This is a genomic window from Kitasatospora sp. NPDC127060 (genome assembly GCF_042724935.1).
Taxonomy (GTDB): domain Bacteria; phylum Actinomycetota; class Actinomycetes; order Streptomycetales; family Streptomycetaceae; genus Kitasatospora.
Map to the genome: position 1 here is coordinate 1 of NZ_JBHXEG010000038.1, position 22,189 is coordinate 22,189.

General features: G+C 69.8%; 16 protein-coding genes. 8 read left to right on the plus strand and 8 right to left on the minus strand.

Annotated features, from left to right (window positions below; genetic code table 11):
• The 3 genes from ACFWIS_RS21260 to ACFWIS_RS21270 form a co-directional block, all read right to left on the minus strand.
• Positions 1–464 (minus strand): CorA family divalent cation transporter (locus ACFWIS_RS21260; RefSeq protein WP_380456168.1); only part of this gene is annotated, 464 nt, incomplete at its 3' end.
• Positions 465–818: 354 nt separating this feature from the next.
• Positions 819–2,366, minus strand: coding sequence for an alpha-L-arabinofuranosidase B (locus ACFWIS_RS21265; RefSeq protein WP_380456166.1), 1,548 nt, complete (start codon positions 2,364–2,366; stop codon positions 819–821).
• Between the two features lie 308 nt (positions 2,367–2,674).
• Positions 2,675–3,775: a sensor histidine kinase gene (locus ACFWIS_RS21270; protein WP_380456174.1), complete on the minus strand. Its 1,101-nt coding sequence runs from the start codon at positions 3,773–3,775 to the stop codon at positions 2,675–2,677.
• Positions 3,776–4,399: 624 nt separating this feature from the next.
• Between ACFWIS_RS21270 and ACFWIS_RS21275 the strand changes: the two genes are divergently transcribed.
• Positions 4,400–5,734 carry a cation:proton antiporter gene (locus ACFWIS_RS21275; RefSeq protein ID WP_380456164.1) on the plus strand — a complete coding sequence of 445 codons (1,335 nt, stop codon included), beginning with the start codon at positions 4,400–4,402 and terminating at the stop codon, positions 5,732–5,734.
• Between the two features lie 16 nt (positions 5,735–5,750).
• On the opposite strand, the gene ACFWIS_RS21280 is transcribed toward ACFWIS_RS21275, so the two are convergent.
• On the minus strand, positions 5,751–6,437 hold the full coding sequence (locus tag ACFWIS_RS21280) for a response regulator (protein ID WP_380456162.1): 687 nt from the start codon (positions 6,435–6,437) through the stop codon (positions 5,751–5,753).
• A gap of 211 nt (positions 6,438–6,648) precedes the next feature.
• Here ACFWIS_RS21280 and ACFWIS_RS21285 point away from each other — a divergent pair, with 211 nt between their 5' ends.
• Positions 6,649–8,445 carry an ABC transporter ATP-binding protein gene (locus ACFWIS_RS21285; RefSeq protein ID WP_380456161.1) on the plus strand — a complete coding sequence of 599 codons (1,797 nt, stop codon included), beginning with the start codon at positions 6,649–6,651 and terminating at the stop codon, positions 8,443–8,445.
• A 144-nt stretch (positions 8,446–8,589) separates the two neighbouring features.
• Here ACFWIS_RS21285 and ACFWIS_RS21290 read toward each other — a convergent pair whose 3' ends face one another.
• Positions 8,590–9,369, minus strand: a complete 780-nt coding sequence (locus ACFWIS_RS21290) for an SGNH/GDSL hydrolase family protein (protein WP_380456159.1) — start codon at positions 9,367–9,369, stop codon at positions 8,590–8,592.
• A gap of 480 nt (positions 9,370–9,849) precedes the next feature.
• Between ACFWIS_RS21290 and ACFWIS_RS21295 the strand changes: the two genes are divergently transcribed.
• Positions 9,850–11,133, plus strand: coding sequence for a heparan-alpha-glucosaminide N-acetyltransferase domain-containing protein (locus ACFWIS_RS21295; RefSeq protein WP_380456157.1), 1,284 nt, complete (start codon positions 9,850–9,852; stop codon positions 11,131–11,133).
• A 122-nt stretch (positions 11,134–11,255) separates the two neighbouring features.
• Here ACFWIS_RS21295 and ACFWIS_RS21300 read toward each other — a convergent pair whose 3' ends face one another.
• Positions 11,256–11,774, minus strand: a complete 519-nt coding sequence (locus ACFWIS_RS21300) for a hypothetical protein (RefSeq protein ID WP_380456155.1) — start codon at positions 11,772–11,774, stop codon at positions 11,256–11,258.
• 806 nt (positions 11,775–12,580) lie between these two features.
• Here ACFWIS_RS21300 and ACFWIS_RS21305 point away from each other — a divergent pair.
• The 5 genes from ACFWIS_RS21305 (at position 12,581) to ACFWIS_RS21325 (ending at position 19,599) form a co-directional block, all read left to right on the plus strand.
• Positions 12,581–13,624: a tyrosine-type recombinase/integrase gene (locus tag ACFWIS_RS21305; protein ID WP_380456154.1), complete on the plus strand. Its 1,044-nt coding sequence runs from the start codon at positions 12,581–12,583 to the stop codon at positions 13,622–13,624.
• Between the two features lie 4 nt (positions 13,625–13,628).
• The gene (locus ACFWIS_RS21310) at positions 13,629–13,958 is read left to right on the plus strand and encodes a helix-turn-helix domain-containing protein (RefSeq protein WP_380456152.1); all 330 of its coding nucleotides are present in this window, start codon (positions 13,629–13,631) and stop codon (positions 13,956–13,958) included.
• 19 nt (positions 13,959–13,977) lie between these two features.
• Entirely contained in the window at positions 13,978–15,069 is a 1,092-nt protein-coding gene (locus tag ACFWIS_RS21315) for a hypothetical protein (RefSeq protein WP_380456150.1), read from the plus strand.
• A complete protein-coding gene (locus ACFWIS_RS21320; protein ID WP_380456148.1) occupies positions 15,051–16,109 on the plus strand; it encodes a hypothetical protein in 1,059 nt (352 codons plus the stop codon). The genes ACFWIS_RS21315 and ACFWIS_RS21320 overlap by 19 nt, the downstream gene beginning before the upstream one ends.
• Positions 16,110–16,407: 298 nt before the next feature.
• Positions 16,408–19,599: a serine hydrolase gene (locus tag ACFWIS_RS21325; RefSeq protein WP_380456146.1), complete on the plus strand. Its 3,192-nt coding sequence runs from the start codon at positions 16,408–16,410 to the stop codon at positions 19,597–19,599.
• Positions 19,600–20,454: 855 nt separating this feature from the next.
• On the opposite strand, the gene ACFWIS_RS21330 is transcribed toward ACFWIS_RS21325, so the two are convergent.
• Both ACFWIS_RS21330 and ACFWIS_RS21335 read right to left on the minus strand, forming a co-directional pair.
• Positions 20,455–20,808 (minus strand): hypothetical protein, encoded by a 354-nt coding sequence (locus ACFWIS_RS21330; protein ID WP_380456145.1) that lies wholly within the window; start codon positions 20,806–20,808, stop codon positions 20,455–20,457.
• A 71-nt stretch (positions 20,809–20,879) separates the two neighbouring features.
• Positions 20,880–22,031 (minus strand): ISAs1 family transposase, encoded by a 1,152-nt coding sequence (locus ACFWIS_RS21335; RefSeq protein ID WP_380523955.1) that lies wholly within the window; start codon positions 22,029–22,031, stop codon positions 20,880–20,882.
• Between the last annotated feature and the right edge of the window lie 158 nt (positions 22,032–22,189).

Consider the following 22,189-nt stretch of genomic DNA (forward strand, 5'->3'; position numbering starts at 1 on the left):
TGGATCTCGCCGAAGTCGACCTCCTCGACATCGTCCAGGTAGCGCGCGGCGCGCAGCACCACGAACAGCGTGTCGCCGTAGCGCTCCAGCTTCGGGCGCTGGTGGGCCACGATGGCGTCCTCGACGGCGAGCTGGTGCAGGTCGAACCGCTCGGCGGCTTCCAACAGCTGGGCCTCGGCCGGACGGTAGAGACCGATCCAGGTCATGGTGCCGGGTTTGCCCGGCAGCTGCCGGTAGACCTCCGTGAGGCTGGACGGCGTCCGGGTGCGGTGGCCGTCCCGGTAGACCGCGGCATCGACCACCGAGCGTTCGAGTGGGATCGCCGACGGCTCGTCGTGGTGGTCGGGCCGGGGGTCCATCGAGTGCTCGGGCGCCGGGTGAGGGGTGTCGTGGCCGGTCGGGTCGGTCGGTCGGGTGAACGGACGCCTGCTCGCCCGGGTCGCGCGGGCACGCCAGTCGGACATGGAAGGAACCTCCACGGGAAAGTATCCGCCGCCGCTGCCCGCGCCGCCTCCGGGAGGCGGCGGTGCGGGAGGGGTGGTGTGCCGGCCGGCCGCGCGGTCCGGACGGTCTCGACGGTGCCGAGGGCCACGGCGATCAGCAGGTGGCCGCCCGGGGCGGCCCCGCCACCCGGCCGGTACGCCCCCTCTGCTCGGCCGGAAGCGCCACCGGCCCGGCAGGGTCGGCTGGCCGCGGCCAGCCGGATTCGGCGGCGCGCCGCACTTGATCGCCTCGGGTTGCCATGACGCCGCCGGGTCGGTGCGGCTTCGGCCCCTTTGGGCGCGGGGCCCAGCGGGGGCCCGGCCCGGGGCTGCTGATCAGCTCCGGGGGGCAGCCGCGAACCAGGTGGTGTCCTGGGCCCATGACGACGGGTTGTCCCAGGCGTTGGCACCGCCATCGCTCGCGAGGTAGCCGGCGAGGCGGTAATGGCGGACGTAGTCGGCCGGGTAGTTGAAGGACCGGAGGGAGTAGCCGGTGCCGCCGTTTCCGGGCTGGACGCAGAAGGTGGCGTCGGCGGCGAACTGGCTGCTGCCGGCATCGGGCTGGAGGTGGAGCTGGAACGCGTAGTGCCTGAGGTAGCTGCCGGGTGTGTCGGCCGACTCGAAGGACACGCAGCCGCTGTTCGCCAGGCCGGCCCGGACGATCCAGGTCGCGTTGCCCTTGTCCGTGGCGGAACTGCCGGACGGCACCGGCGCGATCACCACCCTGTCGTCGCTCGTGTCGTGCTGCAGGTAGTCGCCGGTGCAGCAGGAGGTGGTGGCCTGGAGCGACACCTCCGCGCCGGGTGTGAAGGGGGTGGTGGCGCTGTAGCCGGCCGCGGCGATGTTGGCCTGGACCGCGGCGTCGGTGGCGTCCGACGGGTAGCCCTTGACGATGGCACCCTCGTAGAAGGTGCCCGCGCTCGCGTTGCGGTTGGTCTGGCAGCAGTCGCCGCCGCTGCCGAGGATGACGGCGCCCTGCTTGTGCATCGGGCTCCATCCACTGGGCAGTGAGCCGCTGTAGAGCTGAGTCAGGCTCCCGGACTGGGCGTTGGCTCCCTTGAGTGCCATCCGGGCGGTGCCGTCGTTCTTGAGCATGGCGGTGACGAAGCGGCTGGTCTGCGGAAGCTGGTGGGGGTTCCACGTCTTGCCGCCGCCGGAGAACAGCCCGTTCTCCAGGTCCGCCTGCACCCACGGTCCGGTTCCGGTGCAGCCGCCGAACCAGCATTCCGTGCCGAAGTTGATCGCGTCCATGGCGCCGTTGCCGTCGGCCTTGTGGTCGATCTCCGTGTTGCCGTAGTCGAAGCAGCAGCCGTTGTTGACGTGGGTTCCGCTGGTGACCATGTACTCGCCCTCGGGTGAACTGCCGGTCGGCACGCCCCCCGTGGAGTTGTGGGCGAAGTAGCTGTTGCCGGGGTCGATGTGGAGCGCGTACGCCTTCCGGCCGCCGACGCTCAGCGCCTCCGTGTTCGCGGTGGCCGCCGTGTCGGCGCCGCCGGTCCCGCCGGGCCCCTGGTAGACCAGGGTGTTGCCGCCACCGGTCTGGTCGTAGACGCGGGTGATGGTGCAGGTGGTGCCCGCGCAGAAGGAGTCCTGCGCCGGGCCGTCGGCAACGCCCCCGGCGGACAGCACCCTGACGTCCTGCAACGTACTGTCCGAGGCCCGCCGCACCTGGTACAACGGGCCGCTGTAGGAGGCGAACAGCGCGCGCGTGGTGCTGTGCGCCGCGACGCACGGCGTTCCGCCGCCGGCGTAGACGTCGCACGGGCCCTCGGCCGCGGCCTGAGCGGTGCCCGTGCCGGTGAGCAGGCCGGCGACGAGCAGGGCGGTCGTGCCCGCTGCCGACAGCGCCCGCCGGGCACGGCGCAGCCACGATCGTGTGGTCATGAACGAACTCCTTCACGGGGTGGGGGAAGGAAGAGGGGGTCCAGGTTTGTTAGCGCTAACAATCCAGGCATCGCAAAGGCTGCACGCATGGCGTCGAGGGCGCCGCCGCCGTGCTGGGCCGGCCATCACTATGGCCAGGCGCCGGGGCACCGTCAAGAGATCGGACTGTCAGCGCCCACCGTGAACACCTCGGCCACCGGAGCGGGCGGCCCGCCGGATGCCCGCTCACACGCATCCGGCTCGTCCAGGGGCCGAGCCGGGGCCCTGCCCGTCCGGCCAGGAGCGCGGGCAGAGGTGCGGCCCGCCCCTCAGTCGCCGTTGGCGGTGACGGGGATGCGCAGGCTGACCCGGTAGCCACCCCCGTGGGTGGGGCCGGCTTCGAGGGTGCCGTGCAGGATCTCGGCACGTTCGCGCAGACCGATCAGGCCCTGCTGGGAGCCTGGCAGAGCCAGGGAAGGGCGAGCGGGCGCGCTGTTGGTGACGGTCACCCCGACGTCGGCCCCGTCCTGCCAGAGTTCGACGGTCGCGGTGGCACCCGGGGCGTGCTTGCGGGCGTTGGTCAGCGCCTCCTGGACCGTCCGGTACACGGCCCGCTGGGCGGAGGCGCCGAGGTCGGGCGGCAGTTCTCCGGTCAGGCGGGTCTCGATGCCGCCGGAGTCCACGAGCCGGTGCAGGTCGGCCAGGGTGGGCTGCGGGGTCAGTTCGGTGTCGCGGCCGCCGGAGGCGCGCAGCAGCCTGACCATGGTGCGCAGCTCGTCCAGCGTGGTGACGCTCAGGGAGCGGATGGTGCGGGCGGCGTCCTTGGCGTCCTCGTCCCGGGTGGACACCTGGAGCGCCCCGGCGCGCACGGCGATCAGGCTGACCTGGTGGGAGACCACGTCGTGCATCTCGCGGGCCAGTTGAGCGCGTTCGCGGGCGAGCACGGTCTGGGCGTGCAGGATCCGCTCGTGCTCCCTGGCCTCCTCGGTCTCGGCCATCTGCCGCTCCAGGTCCCTGCGGGTCTGGAGGAGTTGCCCGAACAGCACGGCGGCAGCCGCGGTGGCGAGGCTGTACACGAACGTGACCAGGGTGAAGGTCCGGCTGACCTCGAACGGGCCGCCGAGGGACCACGGGACGATACTGGCGAACGCGGTGCCGAGGGCGCAGAACGCGAGCAGCCGGCGGTTGCGGGAGCGTTCGGCGAGGGTGAACAGCGCCACGATCGGTGCGAGGGCGATGTCGTCCTGGGTGAAGGCGATCGGCAGGGTGAGCAGCAGCACACCGAGGGGGAACCTGCGGCGCAGTGCCAGCGCGGCGCAGGCGACGGCGGCCACGGCCAGGTCGAATGCCCCCGGGCCCTCCGTGAGGTTCAGCCAGGCGTCGATGCTCGCTGCCAGGACCAGGGCGCCGTCCACGGCGGGCGCCGGCACTCGTGCCCACAGTGCGCGGGCTCGGCCCGTCCCCGGCGTCTGCGGCTGGTTCCCGTCGACCGCCGTGCGGCTCACCGCGGCCTCCCGCTCCGTCACCGCCTTCGTTCTCATCCCTGCCGCCTCGCCTTCGCTCTGTTCCGTCCCTGCCGCCCCGGCCCCGGGTCGTGGGAGGCGCCCCGGGGGCGACCGGGGGTGGGCAGTCACAGGGTGCGGCCGGGCCGAGTCGGTGCGCGACCCGCTCCGGCAGGTGTTTCCGTCGGAGCCGACCCTAAGGCTTCGGTGTCGTCGGGGCGGTGGCCGACCAGCAGCTCCGGCCACCCGGCGGGGTGTTCACATCCAGTCGGCAGGGGGCGCCCGGTCACGGAGGCCCGTCGAGGTGGCGGGCCTTCCGGCGTCACAGGCGCTCCGCCCGGTCGGCGGGGGTGTTCCCGGCGGTCGGCGGGGTGACTGCGTACGGCCTTACGGGTGGGATGGGGACCGTCCGCTGCGACACCGGTCGGCGGACCGGGGCACCTGCATGCTCGGGCGCTGCCAGGCAGGTAGTCAGGACCGACGGACTCCTCCGGCGAGCAATGAGCCGACGGAGGTGTCCACCCCCGTCGTCGTTCGGAAGCGGAAGTTGCCTTGTTGATCCCTGTCCTGATCGTGATCACCGCGGTGGTGGCCGGCTGGTCGCTCGTCGCCGGGCGGCTCGAACGCCGGCACGTGCGCGCGCCGCTCGTGCTGGTACTCGCGGGTGTGGTCACGGGCCTGTTCACACACAGTGAGATCGCCGCCGCCATGAACTCCGTGATCGCCCAGCGGGTGGCTGAGATCATCCTGGCCGTGCTGCTGTTCGTGGACGCCACCGAGCTGCGGGGCGGGCGGCTGTTCGGCCGCGATCCGGGCTCGGCCGCCCGGGTGCTGCTGGTCGCCCTGCCGTTGAGTCTCGGTGCGACGGTCCTGCTCGGCGGGCTGCTGCTGCCGGACCTGTCGGTCGCGGCGTTGCTGCTGATCGCCTGCGTCATCATCCCGACCGACTTCGCACCCGCCGAGATCCTGGTCCGCGACCGGCGCATCCCGGCCCGGGTGCGCAGCGTGCTCAACGTGGAGAGCGGCTACAACGACGGCATCGTGTCGCCGCTGTTCCTCTTCGCGCTGGTGCTGGCCGGGTCGACGGCCGAGAAGCGCACGCCGCTGGGGGCGCTGGGCACGACCGTGCCGTTCGCGGTCAAGGCGCTGGTGGTCGGCGCGCTGGTGGGTGCGCTGCTGGCCTGGCTGATGAACCGCGCCCAGCGCGCGCACTGGATGACCGACCAGTCCCGCCGGATCCTGGTGCTGATCATCCCGCTGCTGGCCTACACCTTGACCACCGCGGTGCACGGCAACGGCTTCGTCGCCTCGTTCGTGGCCGGTGTCGCCTTCCGGTACGTCCGGCGGGCGCCGGAACGCCATGGCGCCGCGGTGCCGGCCGGCTCGGACTTCCAGCTGATCGAGGACGCCAACGCCATGATGACCATGGTCATGTGGTTCTTCTTCGGCAACGCGGCGGTACTGACGTTCAGCCTCGGCCTGGACTGGCCCGTGCTGGTGCTGTGCGCGGCCGCGCTCACCGTGCTGCGGATCGTGCCGGTCCTGCTGTCCTTGCTCGGTTCCCGGTTCAGCCGGGCCGAGCGGCTGATGGTCGGCGCGCTCGGGCCGCGCGGCACCACCTCGATCGTGTTCGGGCTGCTCGCCTTCAACGCCCTCCCGGACGGGCCGGCGGCCAACAGCGCACTCGACGCCATGGTCGTCGTCGTCCTCGGCAGCATCCTGTTGCACGGCGGTGGGTCGTTGGCCATCGCCCGCGCGCTGCGCGGCCGAACCCGGCCCCGTCCGGAGACGGCGGTGGATGCCGGGAAGGCCGAAGAGGTCGGTGATGTGCGGGACGGCGGGAGGGACGAGGCTCCTCGCTCCTCGGCCGGCGCACGGCGCGAGTGAGCCTCGATGCCTCACCTCACGGGCGTCGCGGCGTGGTACCCGTCCCGTTCGGGACGTCGGCCAGCAGGCCCGCGCGCTGGGCGAGCAGCGCGGCCTGCACCCGCCCACCGACCCTGAGCTTGGTGAGGATCGCGCTGACGTGGTCCTTCACCGTGCCCGTCCCCAGGTGGAGGCGTACGCCGATGTCGGCGTTCGACAGCCCCTCGGCGAGCAGCACCAGCACCTCTCGCTCCCGGTCACTGAGCCGGTCGACCCGCCCGGCCTCCTCGTCGACCACGGCCGGACCACTGCCGGGATGGCCGCGCAGCAGGCTCCGCGAGGCCTTGGGCGACAGGACGACCCCGCCGGCCGCGAGGGTGCGCACCTGCGGGGCGAGGTGCTCGGGCTCGGTGTCCTTGAGCAGGAACCCGGCCGCCCCGGAGTTCAGCGCGGTCAGGATGTACTCGTCCGTGTCGAAGGTGGTCAGCATCGCCACCACCGGCGGCGACGGCAGGACGACCAGTTCCCGCAGCACGCTCAGCCCGTCCACGTCCGGCATCCGGATGTCGAGCAGGACGACGTCCGGACGGTGCTCCCGCACGGTGGAGACCGCCTGCCCCCCGACGCAGGTCGCCACCACCTCGATGTCCCCCGCCGCGCTGAGGATCATGCCGAATCCCGACCTGATCAGCGCCTCGTCGTCCACCACCACTACCCGGATCACACATCCTCCGCCGCCTCAGGACCTCTGCCGTACCGCCCAATGATCCCTTGTCCGGTCGGCACCGGCGGACACGGGGCACCGGTGCGGCCACGCGCCACCCGGCGGGGAGGCACCGGCCGAAAGGCGGGGGTGATCCGGACGGTCACCGGATGGGGCGCAGCGCCACGAGCCGTCACGCTCGACCTGTACGCCACCAGCTGAGAGGAATCCTGTGAACACCGCATCCGACCCGACGAGCGCGGACACTCCGTCGCTGTCCGCGCGGGCGACGTTCAAGGCGCTGTACGGCTATGTCCGGCCGCACCGGTGGACCGTCGCGCTCGGCCTGCTGTGTGCACTGGTCGGATCGGCCGGCGGCCTGCTGCAGCCGCTGGCCACCAAGGCGCTGGTGGACCGGCTCTCGTCCGGTCAGACCATCACCGCGATCGTGCTGTCCCTCACCGCGCTCGTACTGCTCGGCACGGTGTTCGAGGCGCTCAGCGGATACGTGCTGGAGCGCACCGCCGAGTCCGTCGTGCTGGCCGCCCGGCGAAGCCTGATCGGACGGCTGCTGCGGCTGCGGATCTCGGAGGTGGACCGGATCCCGCCGGGCGACCTGATGTCCCGCGTGACCTCCGACACCACGCTGCTGCGCGCCGTCACCACCCGGGAGCTGGTCTCCGGCGCCACCGGCGTGGTCACCCTGGTCGCGGCCGTCGTGCTGATGGCCGTCCTGGACCCCGTCCTGCTGGGCGTGACGCTCGGCGTCGTGGCCGTGGTCGGCGGGGCCGTCGCCCTGGTGATGCCGAAGATCTCCGAGGCCACCGAACGCTCACAGGAGGCGGTCGGCGAGATCTCCACCGAACTGGAACGCGCCTTCGGGGCCTACCGCACGGTGAAGGCGTCCGGCGCCGAGGAACGTGAGACCGCCCGGGTGACGGCCGCCGCCCAGCGGGCCTGGCAGCACGGCGTGCGCAGCGCCAAGTGGGAGGCACTCGCGAAGTCCGCGGACGTCCTCGCCGTCGAGCTCGCGTTCCTCGCGGTGCTCGCCGTCGGCGGGGCCCGCGTGGCCTCCGGGCAGATCCCCGTCTCCACGCTGATCGCCTTCCTGCTGTACGTCTTCTACCTGATCGAACCGGTCTCCCGGCTGGTCGACGCCGCCTCCCAGTACCAGGAGGGCGCGGCCGCGATCTCCCGGATCACCCAGGCACAGCAGCTCGCCACCGAACAACGGGAACTGCGCCGGCTCACCCTGCCCGCCCGCACGGAGGACGGCGCCGGCGCGGGCCCGGCATCGATCCGCTTCGAGCAGGTGTCCTTCCGCTACGGCCCCGAGCTGCCCGACATCCATCACGAGGTGACCTTCGACGTGCCGGCCGGCGGGATGACCGCCTTCGTCGGCCCGTCCGGCGCGGGCAAGTCGACCGTCTTCGCCCTGCTGGAACGCTTCCACGAAGTGACCGGCGGACGAGTGCTGGTCGACGGCGAGGACGTCCGGGACTGGTCGCTGCCCCGTCTGCGGGACTCCATCGGCTACGTCGAGCAGGACGCCCCGGTCCTGGCCGGCACACTCCGCGAGAACCTGCTCTTCGCCGCACCGGACGCCTCGGACCAGGACCTGGTCGACATCCTGACCCGCACCAGGCTCGACACTCTCGTCGCCCGCCTGCCCGACGGCCTGGACACCCTGGTCGGCCACCGCGGGTCCAAGCTCTCCGGCGGCGAGCGGCAACGCGTCGCCATCGCCCGCGCACTGCTGCGCAAGCCCCGGCTGCTGCTCCTCGACGAGGCCACCTCACAGCTCGACGCCGTCAACGAACTCGCGGTGCGGGACATCGTGGCGCAGGCGGCCCGGGAGACCACCGTCCTGGTGGTGGCCCACCGCCTGTCCACCGTGACCGGCGCTGACCGGATCGTGGTGATGGACGCGGGCCGCGTCCGGGCCGTCGGCCCCCACGCGGAACTCGTCGAGCGGGACGAGCTCTACGCCGAGTTGGCCACCACCCAACTGCTGACCGCGGCCCGCTGACCCGACAGGCCGTACACCCGGCCGCGCGGTGCCGAAGCCGGCGCCGCGCGGTCCGGCACCGGGCACCGTCTCCGCCGCGAACAGGGTGACCAGCCGCGGCTCACCGCTGCCGCCCGGCTCTGGACGGGCGTGCCGATGACGGTGTCAGACCGGGGTCGGCTCGGGGCGCTTGGGGGCGAGGTGGTCGCCGGAGGTCTCGCCGCGCAGGCGGCGGCCGACCCAGGGCGCCAGGTACGTGCGAGCCCAGTGGAGGTCCTCCCGGTAGTGCGCCGCGGTGGAGCGGGGCGGCTCGGCGGGCCAGGGGGCTTCCGGGTCCTGCGCCGTGTGGAGTCCCAGGGTGCGGGCGGCGAGCAGGGCCACTCGCTGGTGGCCCTCGGGGGACAGGTGCAGGCGGTCCCCGCTCCATGCTCGCGGGTCCTGCACCGAGCCGAGCGACCACAGGTCCACGACCGTGCAGCAGTGGCGGTCCGCGATCGCGCGCAGGTGGCCGTTGTAAGTGGCGATCTTCCCGCGCAGATGCTTCAGCAGGGTCATGCCGCGGGTGTCGAAGCCGGTGAAGAGCACCACGGTCCCGGCTGCCCCGGTGAGCTGCGTGACGGCGGCCTCGAAGCGTCGGGCCACCTCGTCCGGGTCGCTGCCGGGGCGCAGGATGTCGTTGCCGCCGGCACAGAGGGTGACCAGGTCGGGGCGGATCCGGCTCACCTGCGGTACCTGCTCCGCCACGATGCGGTCGAGCAGCCGCCCGCGCACCGCGAGGTTGGCGTACCGGAACTCCCCCTCCGGGCGGCCCTCGGCGAGCATCGAGGCCAGGCGGTCGGCCCAGCCCAGGAAGGCTCCGTCGGTGCCGGGGTCGTTCATCCCTTCGGTGAAGCTGTCCCCGAGGGCGACGAACGAGCGGATGTCGGCCGGCTCCAATTGGTTCATGGCATCTATATTTCACGACCTGAATGGTTTTCGCCAGTCGAGAGGCCGCCTCGCCGTGCCCCGCCCTGCCGCCGCTACCGGTGCAGGAGGGCCCGATGGTGACCATGCCGGCGACCGCGTACCCGAAGCGGTCGGCGAAGCCGGCGCCGCTCAGCCCGTTGGTCGCCTGGACCAGCAGCGCACCGAGGGTGCCGCCCGCGAGCAGGCCGCCGGCGAAGGCCGCCACGGCCGCCTTCGGGTTGGAGCGGTCGCCCTTGGCCGTGAACTCCCGGCGGCCGATCAGCAGGGCCAGGAAGAACGCGCCGGCGAGGGCCGTGGACAGGTAGTTGAATGCGTGGGCCCCGAACCCTTCGCCCGGCAAGGCCAGGCCGGTCGCGTGCAGCGGCAGGCGTTCGGCGGGGGCGGCCCGGCCGACCGGCGGGGGTGGCACGGAAGCCCGCCGGATGGTCCGCTCGGGCCCCGGACGACGAGATTGGCGCCATGACTCCCATGGATCCCACGCAGACGTCGCCACCGCCGAACGCCCCTGCCGGGCCCGACCCCGCTTCGTCGGCGAAGCCCGCGTCCACCGGTCGGCTGGTGGGCGTGGACCTGGCCCGCGCGCTGGCCGTGTTCGGCATGTACGCCGTGCACATCGGTCCGCAGGCGGCCTCCGTGGGCGGTGTCGGCGGGTGGCTGCTGCAGCTGTCGGAGGGGCGGGCGTCAGTGCTCTTCGCGACGCTCGCCGGGTTCTCGCTGATGCTGATCGCCGGGCGAAGCGAGCCGAGGACGGGCCTGGCCGGCCGCCAGGCGAAGGTCCGCATCGCGATCCGCGCCGGAGTCCTGATCGCGATGGGCACGGCGCTCGCGGCGGCCGGCGCCGGAAACGTGGTGATCCTCGCCTTCTACGGCGTGTACTTCCTGCTCGCCCTGCCCCTGCTCCGGCTGCCGGCCAGGACCCTCGCGATCATCGCGGCCGTCCTCGCCGTCGTCACACCGCTCCTGCAGTACGGGCTGAAGGCGCTGGTCGCCGGTCCCGTCGAGACGGCCGTCAACGCCTACGACCCGCTCAAGCAGCTCAGCGACGTCGGCGTCCTCGACCTCCTGGTCACCGGCCTCTACCCGACCGTCACCTGGATGACGTACGTGGTCACCGGCATGGCACTGGGCCGCCTCGACCTGTCCGCCGTCACCGTGCAGCGACGGCTCACCGCACTCGGCGCCGCACTCGTCGCCTTCGGATACGGCGTGCCCCTCCTGCTGGCCCGGTTCTCCGACCGACTCCACGACCTCGCACAGCAACCGTCGGGCCGCGCCGCCGACGGCTCCGGCAGCTCGTCGGCCCTCGACACCGCGTCCGAGATGGGCAAGGCGGCCCTGAAGACCGGGGGCGACGCCGGAGCGACGGACGGTGCCGATGCCTGGACGCTGCTGCTCGCCCAACCGCACACCGGCTCGACGTTCGACATGGCCGGCAGCCTGGGCGTCGCGATCACCATCCTGGTCGGCGCGACGGTGCTGATGGCCCGGCTGCCATGGCTCCGGCGGCTGCTGACCCCGGTCATCGCCGTGGGCACCATGTCGCTGACGGCCTACGTCGGGCACTTCGTGGGCTCCATGACACTGACCGTGCCGATGGGCGACACCGTCACCTCCACCGCGCCACTGCTCTGCTTCATCGCCGGCGCCATCCTGTTCGCGGGTATCTGGTCCCGCTTCTTCCGCCGCGGACCGCTGGAGCACCTCCTCAACCTCGCCACCAAGCCCGCCAGGTTCGTCAGGTGACCGCCGGCTGAACGGCTCCGAGGAGTGGCTGCGCAGCGGGCGCGCGGGGTGTCCGCCGCGAAGCCCCGACGGGCCGAGACCGCCACCCGGCGGCGCCGGACGTCGGCTCCCCGGCCGTGGCCTCACTTCACCAACGCGTTGGCGAGCACGACGACCAGGCCCAGCAGGGCATCGCCGACGCCGATCGACAGCGCCGACAGCCAGGTACGCCCACCGGTCCGGGCCGCGAACAGGCCCCAGCCGAAGAGCAGCACGATGTTGACCGCGAACGTGACGTACTCGATCCCGCGCGAGGGCCACCAACCGATGCCCGCCCCGAGCAGCAGCACAACACTCGGCAGGGCACCGACCGCCAGCGGCCACTCGTCCACAACGGTGCGGACCGCGGCCCGAGCACCGAACCGCCGCTGGGCACGCGTGGCGATCAGGTGCGCGTAGCCGTGAGCGGCGGCCGTGACCGCGGCGGTGATCAGCAGCCATGTCGCGTCGTACCGGCGGTCACCGGCCGTTTCCTTGGTCAGGGCGGCGGTCATCGAGCTGCCGAGAACCGTCCCGTAGACCCCGCCGACCACCACATGGGGCCGCGCCAGGAAGCGTTGGAGGGGGGTGGCGGCCGTCGGCGGCGCCGAGTGGGTCGCCACGTGGTCAGGTCCTCACGATCCCTGGTCTGCCGTCAACTCGGTGAAGACTAGATCCGCCACCCGGCCACGCCGGCGACGGCGCGCCGCGCGGCGGTCGGTCCTACCGGGGATCGGCCGGCCGACCGGAGCGGCAGCACCACGATCGTCCGCACGCCACCTCGGATGTCCCGTCCGCTGCTCCTAGGCGGCACGCCGCCCCATTCCGATGCCTTCAACGAGTCAGCCTGCGAGGCGAGTTCGTCGTCGCGGAGTCGGTCCGTGAGACCAGCAGGCCGGTGCCGGTCCCCCGCCTGTCCACGGTCATGGGGTTCCGAGATCGTGGTGCCGGATACGGGGCCACGTGCAGCCGGCTACCCGGCCCCCGGCTTTCGGCAGGGGCGCACCGCCGAGTGGCGGGTCCGCCCCGGCCGGTCGCGGGATTCCGACCGGACCGGCCCGGTCGGCAGGCTGTCGGTGACAGCGCAGCCACGGACGGCTGTGCGGGAGCGGAGGACGGTCGCGATGGGTGTGAGGCAAGTGGAGATCCGACGGGTTCGCCAGGACGCCTCCTGGTCCTCTTGTGGCTGTTCATTCAGGTCACGGGCTCGCTGGGAGCTTCACACGATCGCGTGAGAATCTGCCAGGAACTCCTGAATTTCAGGAGTTCCACTCTTAATCTGCGTGTTCGTGGCAGATTCCGGAGTCGCCGCTTCACGCTCATCGGCGGAGGAGCCGGCGCACCCCTCCTCGACGAACCTGGCCAGGCTCCCGCGGCAGAGCCGGGCCTCGCCGACGTCCTGACCCTGCAACGCCCGTCCGCTGAGGGCGTGGACGCGGAGGCGGAGCGGGCGCTCTTCCAGGACTCGTTGGTCGAGTACTGCTGGGCCCGCGATGTGGCGGGCCTGGCACCGAAGACGCTCGACTCCCTGGTGCAGCCGGTCCTTGAGGTCTGCTCCTTCTACGACGTCGTGCCATGGCGGCTGACCTCTCGCGAGCTGGACCGCTACTTCGCCAGGCCGGGCAAGGCACTACGGCACGCGACGATGCGTTCGAAAATCAACCGGATCGACGGCTACTTCGCATTCCTGGAGCAACGCTACGCCGGAGAGATCCTGCGGCGCTTTGGGGCCGCGGTTGCCTCGCCGATCGATCCGTTCAACCGGCCCCGCCACCGCGGCGACTTCGGGCTGCGCATCCCGCCGTCGGTGGCGGAGACGAAGGCGTTCTTCGCGGCCTGGCGCGAGAGCCTGCCTGCGGCGCGGAAGTTCCCGGTGGCGGTGCGCAACTACGTCATGTCGAAGCTGACGTACATCTCCGGGGTTCGGGCGTCCGAGCTGTGCGGGGTGTGCATGGGCCACCTGCACTGGGAGAACGGCCAGTGGGGCCGCTTCCTGGTGCAGGGCAAAGGCGCACGCGGCTCGGGACCGCGGGAGCGGGAGGCGTTCCTGTTTCAGGAGGGGCGTGAGCTGCTGTGGTGGTACATCGAGGACGTCCGCGGGGAGTTCGGTGACGACCCCACCGATCCGCTGGCTCCGTTGTTCCCCTCCGAGCGGCTGCCCCGCGCGATGGCGGACCTCAATCTGCCGGTCGCACCTGCGGTGGGGCCCGACACGTTCCGGCGGGCGCTGAAGGGCGCCTCCCGACTGCACCTCAAGGGACCGGTCACCGAGCTCTTCCCACATCTTCTGCGGCACGCGTGCGCGACCCACAACTACGAGGCCGGGATGCCGTTGTGGGATGTACAGGTCCTGTTGGGCCACACCTGGGCCTCCATCACGGTCGGCTACCTGGCGACCGCCAAGGGCGACCCGGAGCGGATGAGCCTTGAGTCTTCCCGGCGAGCGGTTCGCCGGCTGAGCGCGGAGTCGTGAACGGATGAAGTGGAACCTGCGCTGGGCGGCGGCCCGGCGGGACATCTGGCGGCCGACCCACCTCCTGGCCGCCTTCCAAGATGTGGGCTTCAACCCCTCACTGAGCAAGGTCGCGACGATGTGGTCGAACCAGCCGGTCACCGTCCGCTTGGACGACCTCGACAAGATCTGCGCGGCCCTTAACTGCACGGTCGCCGACCTCATGGAGGCGGAGCCGGTCGCCGCCGCCGAACGCGAGAGCGCCGAGCCACGGGCGGTCGGGGAGTCAGGTCCGGTCAGGCCGGTCCCCAGGGCCGCCAGCGGCGGTCGGCGCCGGGCCCTGCCGCCGAACTGACAGCCGGGGGGAATCAGGGGTGGGAAGGAAGACGGTGCGGCACGCCGGATCGTGCGAGGAGTGCCTGGACTGGGGCGTGCTCCCCGCGACGGGAGTGTGCGCGGACTGCGCGAACGCGCGGACCCGTGCCCGAGCGGACGGCCCGCGCGTCAGCCGCGAGGTGCCGACGTGGCTGCGGGCCCGTTTCCCCGAGCGCGGACGAGACGACCCCGCGCTGTGCCCACCCGAGCTGCCCGGCCAACTCGGCCTCTTCCCCACCCCGCGGCGGCAGTTCGCCCTGACCGACGGCGCCCGTATCCATGACCGGGACATCCCCGACGCTCCCCAGGCGTTCGCCGCCCCGGAGCAGATGGCCCGCGAACGCGGCGTCGGACCGTACTGGCTGATCCGCACCCGACCGGTGATGCGCCTAGCCCTGGCCGCCCGCGAACCCGGCGAGCACCAAGTCCGCCCGGAAGCCGTCCGCGACCTCCCTGCCCTGCGGCCCACCACCACCGAAGCCCTGCACCGCGCAGGCCTCCTCGCCCCGCCCACCACCCGCCGCATCGTCTCCCCAGGTCAGCTCACCCACGGTAGCTGCGCGCACTGCTACGCCTGGGCGAACGACCGGCGCCGCCTGTGCGAAGCGTGCGCGAGCTGGCAATACGTCCTGGGCAACCCGGACCCCACCGCGTGCACCCGTTGCCGCAGGGTCGTGCCAACCTCGGGCGGCCGGTGCCGTTTCTGCCGGATCGTGGAGGCCGAGACCGAGATCGACACCGCCGCAGCCTCGCTCGACGGCGGTGACCAGCTCTGGTTCGCCGGTCCCCTCGCTCCGGCCCTGGCCGTCCTCGCCCCCGGTGTCCCGGCGGTGCGGCGTGGGCGCTTCGACCAGAAGCGCCGCCTGGCCCGCGCCGCCGACAGCGGCCGCCCGCTCTCATCCCACCTCGTCGACCCGGGGCAGTTCGAACTTCTCCCCGCTCCGGCCCGCGACTGGACGGCCCTGGCCGCAGACGCCAAACCCGCCCTCACCCCGGAGGCCGCAGCCCTGGTCGACGACTTCACGGCCTACATCCGCTCCCGAGGCTGGAGCACCGACTCTTCAGCGGCAACGTGCGCACCCTGCGTGTGATCACCGGCCACCTCGGCGCCGCCGCTCCGGTCCACGAGGCCGATGTCCGAGCGCTCGCGAGCCTGCGCCCCAACCTCCACGGCCACCGGCTCATCCAGTTCCTGCGCAGCTGCGGCCTGCTGGTCCCGCTGCCCGACGCCACGAACGCGCTCATCGCCCGCGCCCGCCGAACCGCCGACGCCCTGTCCGGCGACTTCGCCCCTGCCGCGCACCGCTGGATCGACGTCATCCAAGGCCAGGGCAGTAAGGAGAACTGGAAGCGCAGTCCGAAAACGATCGACAACTACCTCGACGCCGCCGCCCCCGTCCTCACCGCCTGGCACACGGCCGGCCTGGAAAACCCGCGGGAGATCACGAAGCAGCACATCGAGGCCGCCCTCCTACCGCTCGCCGGCCACCATGCCCAGAGAGTCCACACCGCACTCCGGTCCTACTTCCGCGCCCTGCGCCGCGAGCGGCTCGTCTTCCGCGACCCCGCCCGCACCGTCAGCCTCACCATCGCCCGCCGCCTTCCCACCACGCTGGCCTCCGACCGCCTCACCGGCATCCTCGACCACCTCCCCGCCACCCGCAGCCGCCTCATCGTCGCCCTCGTCGCCGTCCACGCCCTCCACCCCCACCAAGTCGCCCGCCTGCGCCTCGACGACCTCGACCGCACCACCGCCCGCCAGCGCGTACGCCGCCCCCGGCACCTGGATCACGTCCTCTACCTCGAAGGTCTCCTGATGAGCCTCACCACCGCCTGGATCCGGGAACGCCACCAGCGCTGGCCCGACAGTGCCAACCCCCACCTGATCTTGAGCCGGCAGAGCGCCGTCGACCTCACCGGCCCGGCCGTCAGCGCAGGCCTGGTGCGAAAGCCGTTTCACACCATCGGCCTGACCGCCGGTGCCGTGCGCACCGACCGCATCCTCGACGAGGCCCGCCACAGCGCAGACCCGGTACGCCTGATGGGACTGTTCGGCCTCTCGAACACCAGCGCGACCAAGTATGTCCTCACAGCCCACCCCGACAAGCGCCCAGGTCCGATCCGTGCGTGACGCAGCGACGAAGCCGCCCGCACCCCGAGGGCCGTCGGCGGACTGCCCTGCACAATTTCCCCTGCAGCGCGGGTACGGCTGTCCCGGCCGACCGGTGTGAAGGGCAGGGCCCGTCCAGCCTGGGCCGGGACGTGGACAGCCGGTTACAATCCCGCGTCCCGCAGCGACGGCCAGACTCCACAGAGACCAGAGCAGCTCAATATGACCTCCGGATGGCCAACTGCTCACCTTGCGGGGTACAGCGAGTGGGTGAAGAGTGGCAAGTAGACGGCCTGCGCACGTCGAGGAATCGGACCGGATGACCGTGATGCCCCCGGTTGTCGCTAACACCGCCCGGCGGCGGACCGCCTGCGCTGTCGGCAGGCGAGGCTCCCCTTGTGGCCGGTCCGGGCGACGGATTCCTCGTTCAAGTCTGGTTCAACTGACACGGCTGCATGCCCATTCACCCGCGCCACAGGCGGCCACCGCCAGCAATAATTTGGATGGCTTTATCACAGATTACTTAGTCACCTTCAGGGTTGCGCAGAAAGCTGTTAAAGAAATGGTCAGCATTCGAATCGACACAAGCTCCCTTACCTATACGCAGTTCACTCTTCTTGCCGGAGAGATTGGCTGGGTGGACGGCGCGCACGCGCCCTCGATCAACCTGGCGCCAGGTGAACATTCCTTTCAGCAGGCATCTGGAATAGTGAGCTTCAGCTTCACGGTCTCCCCGAACGGAACCGTTGATTACCCTTCTGAGTACGAAGGTTTCCTCAAGGGGCGCAGCACCGGGACTCTCCTTGTGCACGGATATCCCGTAACGCTGGACGCAAGAAAGCTCTCACATGGACTTCAACTGCAGATCGTCAACGCGGGAATGCTAGCGCAGAACACTGACCACGGGTTGACCCTTGCGCCAGGGGCCGACTACATGTTCCTCGCCGGCTCGGGAATCATTCCGGATTTCAAATTCACGCTAGGGAAGGACGGCAAGCTCAGCATTAATCGCCGTTACGCTGGCTTCGCAAGCATCAACGGTAGCACGCTGACCATCAACGGATACACCCTCACCGTAGATGGCCGTAAGCTGTCCCACGCGCTGCAACCGGTTAGCCTATTTAATGCTAACCCCGTGCTGTCACAGGACCGGACTCACGAACTGACTTTCATACCTGCGCCTGAATATCAGTTCCAATCAGCCTCTGGAATCGTCGCCGACTTCTCGTTTGCATTAGGGGCCGATGGCCGTCTGAATATAGACACAAACTCCACCTGGTTCGCCGACGTCAAAGGACGCACACTCACCATCAACGGCTACCGCGTCACTCTAGACGGGACATCATTGCCGTATGACTTGAAGCCCGAACTGCTGGGGTGGACCGGCGGAGTCTTGAGCCGCACATCAACACACGAGATCGGCCTCATACCCGCACACGGCTACCGAATCAACGCACCCGGTGGCGGTATCGCTCCTTTCGCTGTCACGCTCACCTACTATGGACTCACCTCGGCTATTCCCAGCATCTTGAAGATCGAGGCAGCTGCGGCCCTCATGGATGGAGGCGGCCGAGATTGCCAAATTGTCATCATGGCCGACAATTCCACCTACCAGTCGTCGCTCCAGAAGTGGTGGAGAGAAAAGAAGTACCGGCTCGTAGACCTCGCCGGCTACGAGGTCGGCGCCGGGAACCAGGGTGCCGCTGAATTCCTAGCCGTCTTCCAGCAGGCCCACATGGGTAACCCATACTGGCAGCACTGCGGACACTACATGACACCGCGAGAGTTCGCCCAATTCAATCACGACAACGGGCCGGGGTGGAAAATCACCCGTCAGCACGGATTCACCGTCAATAACAATCCATTCATATCCGCCATATATGAGAATTCTATTAAGGTGGACGACCCTCAGGGCTCATTGGAAACGTGGAGACCAGTCCCTGACAAGCCCCTCGCTCAGTGGCCGGGCATCAGGGACGCTGCACACAATGACGGGTATCGGATTATCGACATAGACGGAAACACATCTTGGTGGGACATGCCGACAGTCAATATGTGCGAGCAGAAGCCGGATAATCCAAACTGGATGGTAACAGTTAGTGAAATCTCAAAATATCAGACAGATTTCAACGGCCAGACCAATGCCGGGTATCGACCTGTCCGCGTCTACGGCGCATTCGGCCGAGATGCCGGAGGAGCCGACAATGACGTCCAGTACATTTTTGCCCTGTGGGAGAAGAATGACGGGCGGCACTTCATTTCTTCGCACATAATGACTGGCGCTCAATTTATGAACGCGGACACGCAGGCCAAGGCGTCGAGGCACCGGCTGACATGTCTCGGTGCGTACGGGGTCGGCCGAGGCCGCGACGCCGTCGCATCGTACACTGCCGTCTGGGAAAAGCGTGATGCGGTTCCGGTCGTGGACACTATGGCCAACCAGTTCATGGACACCTACCAGGTCCCTGGGATGGCACTGGCCATCAGCCGAGCCGGGAAACTCGTTTACGCCAACGGGTACGGACTGGCAGGCACCGGGGTGCGAGCAACACCCCAAACCCTCTGGCGCATCGCCAGCGTCAGCAAAGCCATCACAGCAGCCGCCGTCCTGCTCTTGGTGCAGCAAAACAAGATCCAGCTCAAGGACCACGTTTTTGGACCCACTGGGATACTCGGCGGCCACTACGTCAACCCGGCCGACCGCACGGTGGAGTCGGTAACAGTCGAGGACCTCCTGCACCACACGAGCGGCGGATGGCCCAACGACGCCAACGACCCCATGTTCGAGCACACTTCGTGGAACCAGCATGACCTCATCACCTGGGTGCTGGAAACCCGCTCCCTGGACCACCCGCCAGGCACGTGCTACGCGTACTCCAACTTCGGATACTGCGTGCTCGGCCGCGTCATCGAACAAGTCACGGGACAGCCCTACCAGACTTACGTTCAGTCAAACATCCTGCAGCCCTGCGGAATCAGCGACATGGTCATCGCCGGAGATACCCGGGCAGAACAATTGCCCACGGAGGCCGTGTACTTCGGCGAAGGCCAGGACGACCCATACGGGATACCCGTGAGGCGGATGGACTCCCATGGAGGCTGGATCGCCAGCGCGCTCGACATGCTGCGCTTCGCCAATAGAGTCGACGGATTCCCCAACCCGACGCAGATTTTGAACCCAGGGATGATTTCCTACCTGAGCACACCGTCCGGAGTCCCTGACGCTGGCGACCCCAACGCCAACCCTCCGGTGTCCCGGACAGACTGGCACTACGCCTGTGGATGGTGGATACAACTCAACATGGGTACTAGTTCGGACTGGCAGGCCAACGGTGACCTCCCAGGAACCACCGCCACCCTGGCACGAGCCAACGATGACTTCTGCATCGCTGCCGTGACAAACACCCGTAAGCGTCAGTCCAAGGATCAATACACCGAACCGGGGCTCCAGAATCTGGTATGGAACATCTACGATCAGGTGGACAACTGGACGAACGGACCAGACATCTGAAGCACAGCTGGACCAGGAACACACTGCCTGACCAAAGGCAGCACCCCTTCAGGAAGGGCAGCATCCCCAAGGCGCGGCCTTCTGTGGCGATGGTGTCGATGCCTGCCCGATGACGCGCAGTCCGCTACTGCGCTTTCGTCGGAGCCTGGCGCAACGACCAACGGTTTCCTCGGCTCGACGAAGGATGAGGTGGTCGACCCCGCGGCCAAACTGGCACGAGCGGGCGACCGACCGTCAGCCTGGATGACGCAATGATGCCTCACCATGGCCGCGATCCGGCAGCGCGCCCGCGAGAGCGAGCGTGAGCTGGCCGTAACTCTCAGACTGACGTAGAAAAAGGTCCCGCAACGTCGGTCCGGCGGCTCAGTCCTGGTCCCTGGACGAGGTCGACGCCCTGGCCGGTCACTGGGAGCCGAACGAGGCCGCCCGACTGACCCAGTCGCCGATCGACCAGGGGCCCACCAAACGCCAGGATTCTCGGGCGCGGCGCCTCGCTGGTGTCACAGTTCTTCCAAAAGCAAAGTCGCGGCATCGCGTTGCGCCAGCTTCGCAATAGCCGCTTCAGAATTAGGTAGCCGAGCAACCCGGTTCCGTGCTCAGGAGACTGGAGACAGACCAGCGACAAGCAAGCTGGTGACCTCGGCGATCACCTCCGGCGAGAGGTGGAGATTGCGCTGTATTCTCCGGCATCTTGTGCCGTGACTTGGCCATCAGCATCGGCAGCTGGACCCTGCCGGCCTCGCACCGAGATGGGTGAGCCCCAGGGCCGTTGCAAAGTTCGGTGATCTTGTGTGACTGAGCGCTTCAGCTGGCCAGTGAGTGGTCGAGGTGGCCGGTTGAGCGTTCGGCTCGCTGTCAGTCGTCCTCGGGCCGGACGCGGCCGCCTCGGGCGCATGCCAGCACCGTCGTGGCTGCGGCGTTGAAGAAGAGCATGAACCCCCAGGCGCGATCCGCTGTCTGGATCAGGCCGATGCGCAAGGGTTCGTCTCCTGCTTGTTCGAGGATCCCAACGGTCTCGGTGAGGCCGAGCGTCGCGACCCCGCGCCTCTGGGTGGTCCGGAGGCGGCGCCGGTAGACGCCGAAATGCTGGTTGGCGGGGATGAGGCTGTCCCAGACCGTGAAGGTGCCTCCGGAGAGCAGGGCGTCGCGTGCGGGGCCGCAGGCCGGCGTCTGGTCGGCGAGCATCTCGGCGAGGTCGTCGCGTGTCATGCGACAGATCCTGCCGGGCGTTGCTCAACTGGCCAACTGAAATGCTCAGTCACATCTTGTGACTGTGCTGGTCAGGCGAGGCCGAGGAGGTCGAGCGGGCGGCTGAAGGGCTCGTAGGAGGCGTGCCGGAGGCCGGCGGCGATGTTGCGGTGCCCGTGCCGCCGCAGCGTGTTGATCGCCAGGTTGCGGAGGGTCGCCATGTTCTCGGGTCCATGGCCGGTACGGATCTTCGAGGTGTCCTCACGGAAGGCGGTGTCGCGGACGAAGTGCAGCCGGTTCTCGATGGTCCATTGCGACCTGGCCAGCCGGCCGAGGCGCTGGGGCGAGGCCTGGTGCGAGGTCAGGTCGGTGATCGCGTAGATGGTCTGGCGGCTGACGATGCCGGTCTTGAGGTCGGTGCGGTAGCGCAGGATGCGTGCGGCCTGGACGGCGTGGGGGAAGTCCAGGTCGAGGTCGGTGACGGTGAGGGCTCTGGTCACACGGGTCTCCTTGCGGCCGTGGCCGGCCTCGCGGTCGTAGTGGCGTGCGGTGACCTCCTTCCACGGCAACGACCGCAGCCTGCGATGCAGTTCGGGCTGGTTGGCCTTGACCACCAGCAGGTAGTGGGCCTTCTTCTCCTCGACCAGGAAGCGAACGTGGGCGCGTTGGGTGTGCAGGGCATCGGCCGTGACCGTGATTCCGGTCAGGCTGTAGGGCTTCAGTAGCGAGGCGAAGCAGGTGATCTCGTTGGTCTTGTCGGGGACCCGCAGCTGGGTGACGGTCCGGCCATCGTCGGTCATCGCGGCCAACAGGTGGGCGGCGGGCGAAGTGTCGTGTCGGGAGCCGCGGGCCGTCTTGACGTCCACGGCCACCGATTCCGAGCCGACCGGATCGGCGCCGGTCAGGTCGACCAGGCCGCCCGGGCAGACCAGAGCGATGACTCGCCGGATCGTGGCGGCGCTCGGTGCGACGCGCATGCCCAGCGCGCCTGCGACCCTGGCGCCCAGCCGGACCAGGGTGTGCTGCGGAGCGTTCGCGGCCCACTGGCCGATGGCCGCGTACGAGCGCGCGCCGGAAACCACCGCCGAGGCGGCGACCAGGAGCACCGCCACGAACGGGTGACGCACCCCTCGCCGTCGACGCGGATCGGGCAGCAGCCGCAACCGCTCCACCAGCGACAATCCTGCCACGCCGTCCAGAGCAGGCGACTTGATCAGGCAGACGGTGGCAGACTGGCGGCACAACGAAGCTCCGGCGGCTCAGGGCGACTTGGGAAGGTCACCCCGTTCAACCGGAGCTTCGTTGCGTTCGTGACGGGCCAGGCCCGGACCCCTGCATCGCCATGACCTGCGGGCTCACGTACTCACCGGGACTTTGAAACAGCCCTGGGGTGAGCCCGGCG

Excerpts from the sequence above, each read along its gene's own strand:
- ACFWIS_RS21265 (WP_380456166.1), bottom strand. The coding sequence starts at position 2,366 with ATGACCACACGATCGTGGCTGCGCCGTGCCCGGCGGGCGCTGTCGGCA.
- ACFWIS_RS21290 (WP_380456159.1), bottom strand. The coding sequence starts at position 9,369 with ATGAACCAATTGGAGCCGGCCGACATCCGCTCGTTCGTCGCCCTCGGG.
- ACFWIS_RS21295 (WP_380456157.1), top strand. The coding sequence starts at position 9,850 with ATGACTCCCATGGATCCCACGCAGACGTCGCCACCGCCGAACGCCCCT.
- ACFWIS_RS21310 (WP_380456152.1), top strand. The coding sequence starts at position 13,629 with ATGAAGTGGAACCTGCGCTGGGCGGCGGCCCGGCGGGACATCTGGCGG.
- ACFWIS_RS21325 (WP_380456146.1), top strand. The coding sequence starts at position 16,408 with ATGACCGTGATGCCCCCGGTTGTCGCTAACACCGCCCGGCGGCGGACC.
- ACFWIS_RS21330 (WP_380456145.1), bottom strand. The coding sequence starts at position 20,808 with ATGACACGCGACGACCTCGCCGAGATGCTCGCCGACCAGACGCCGGCC.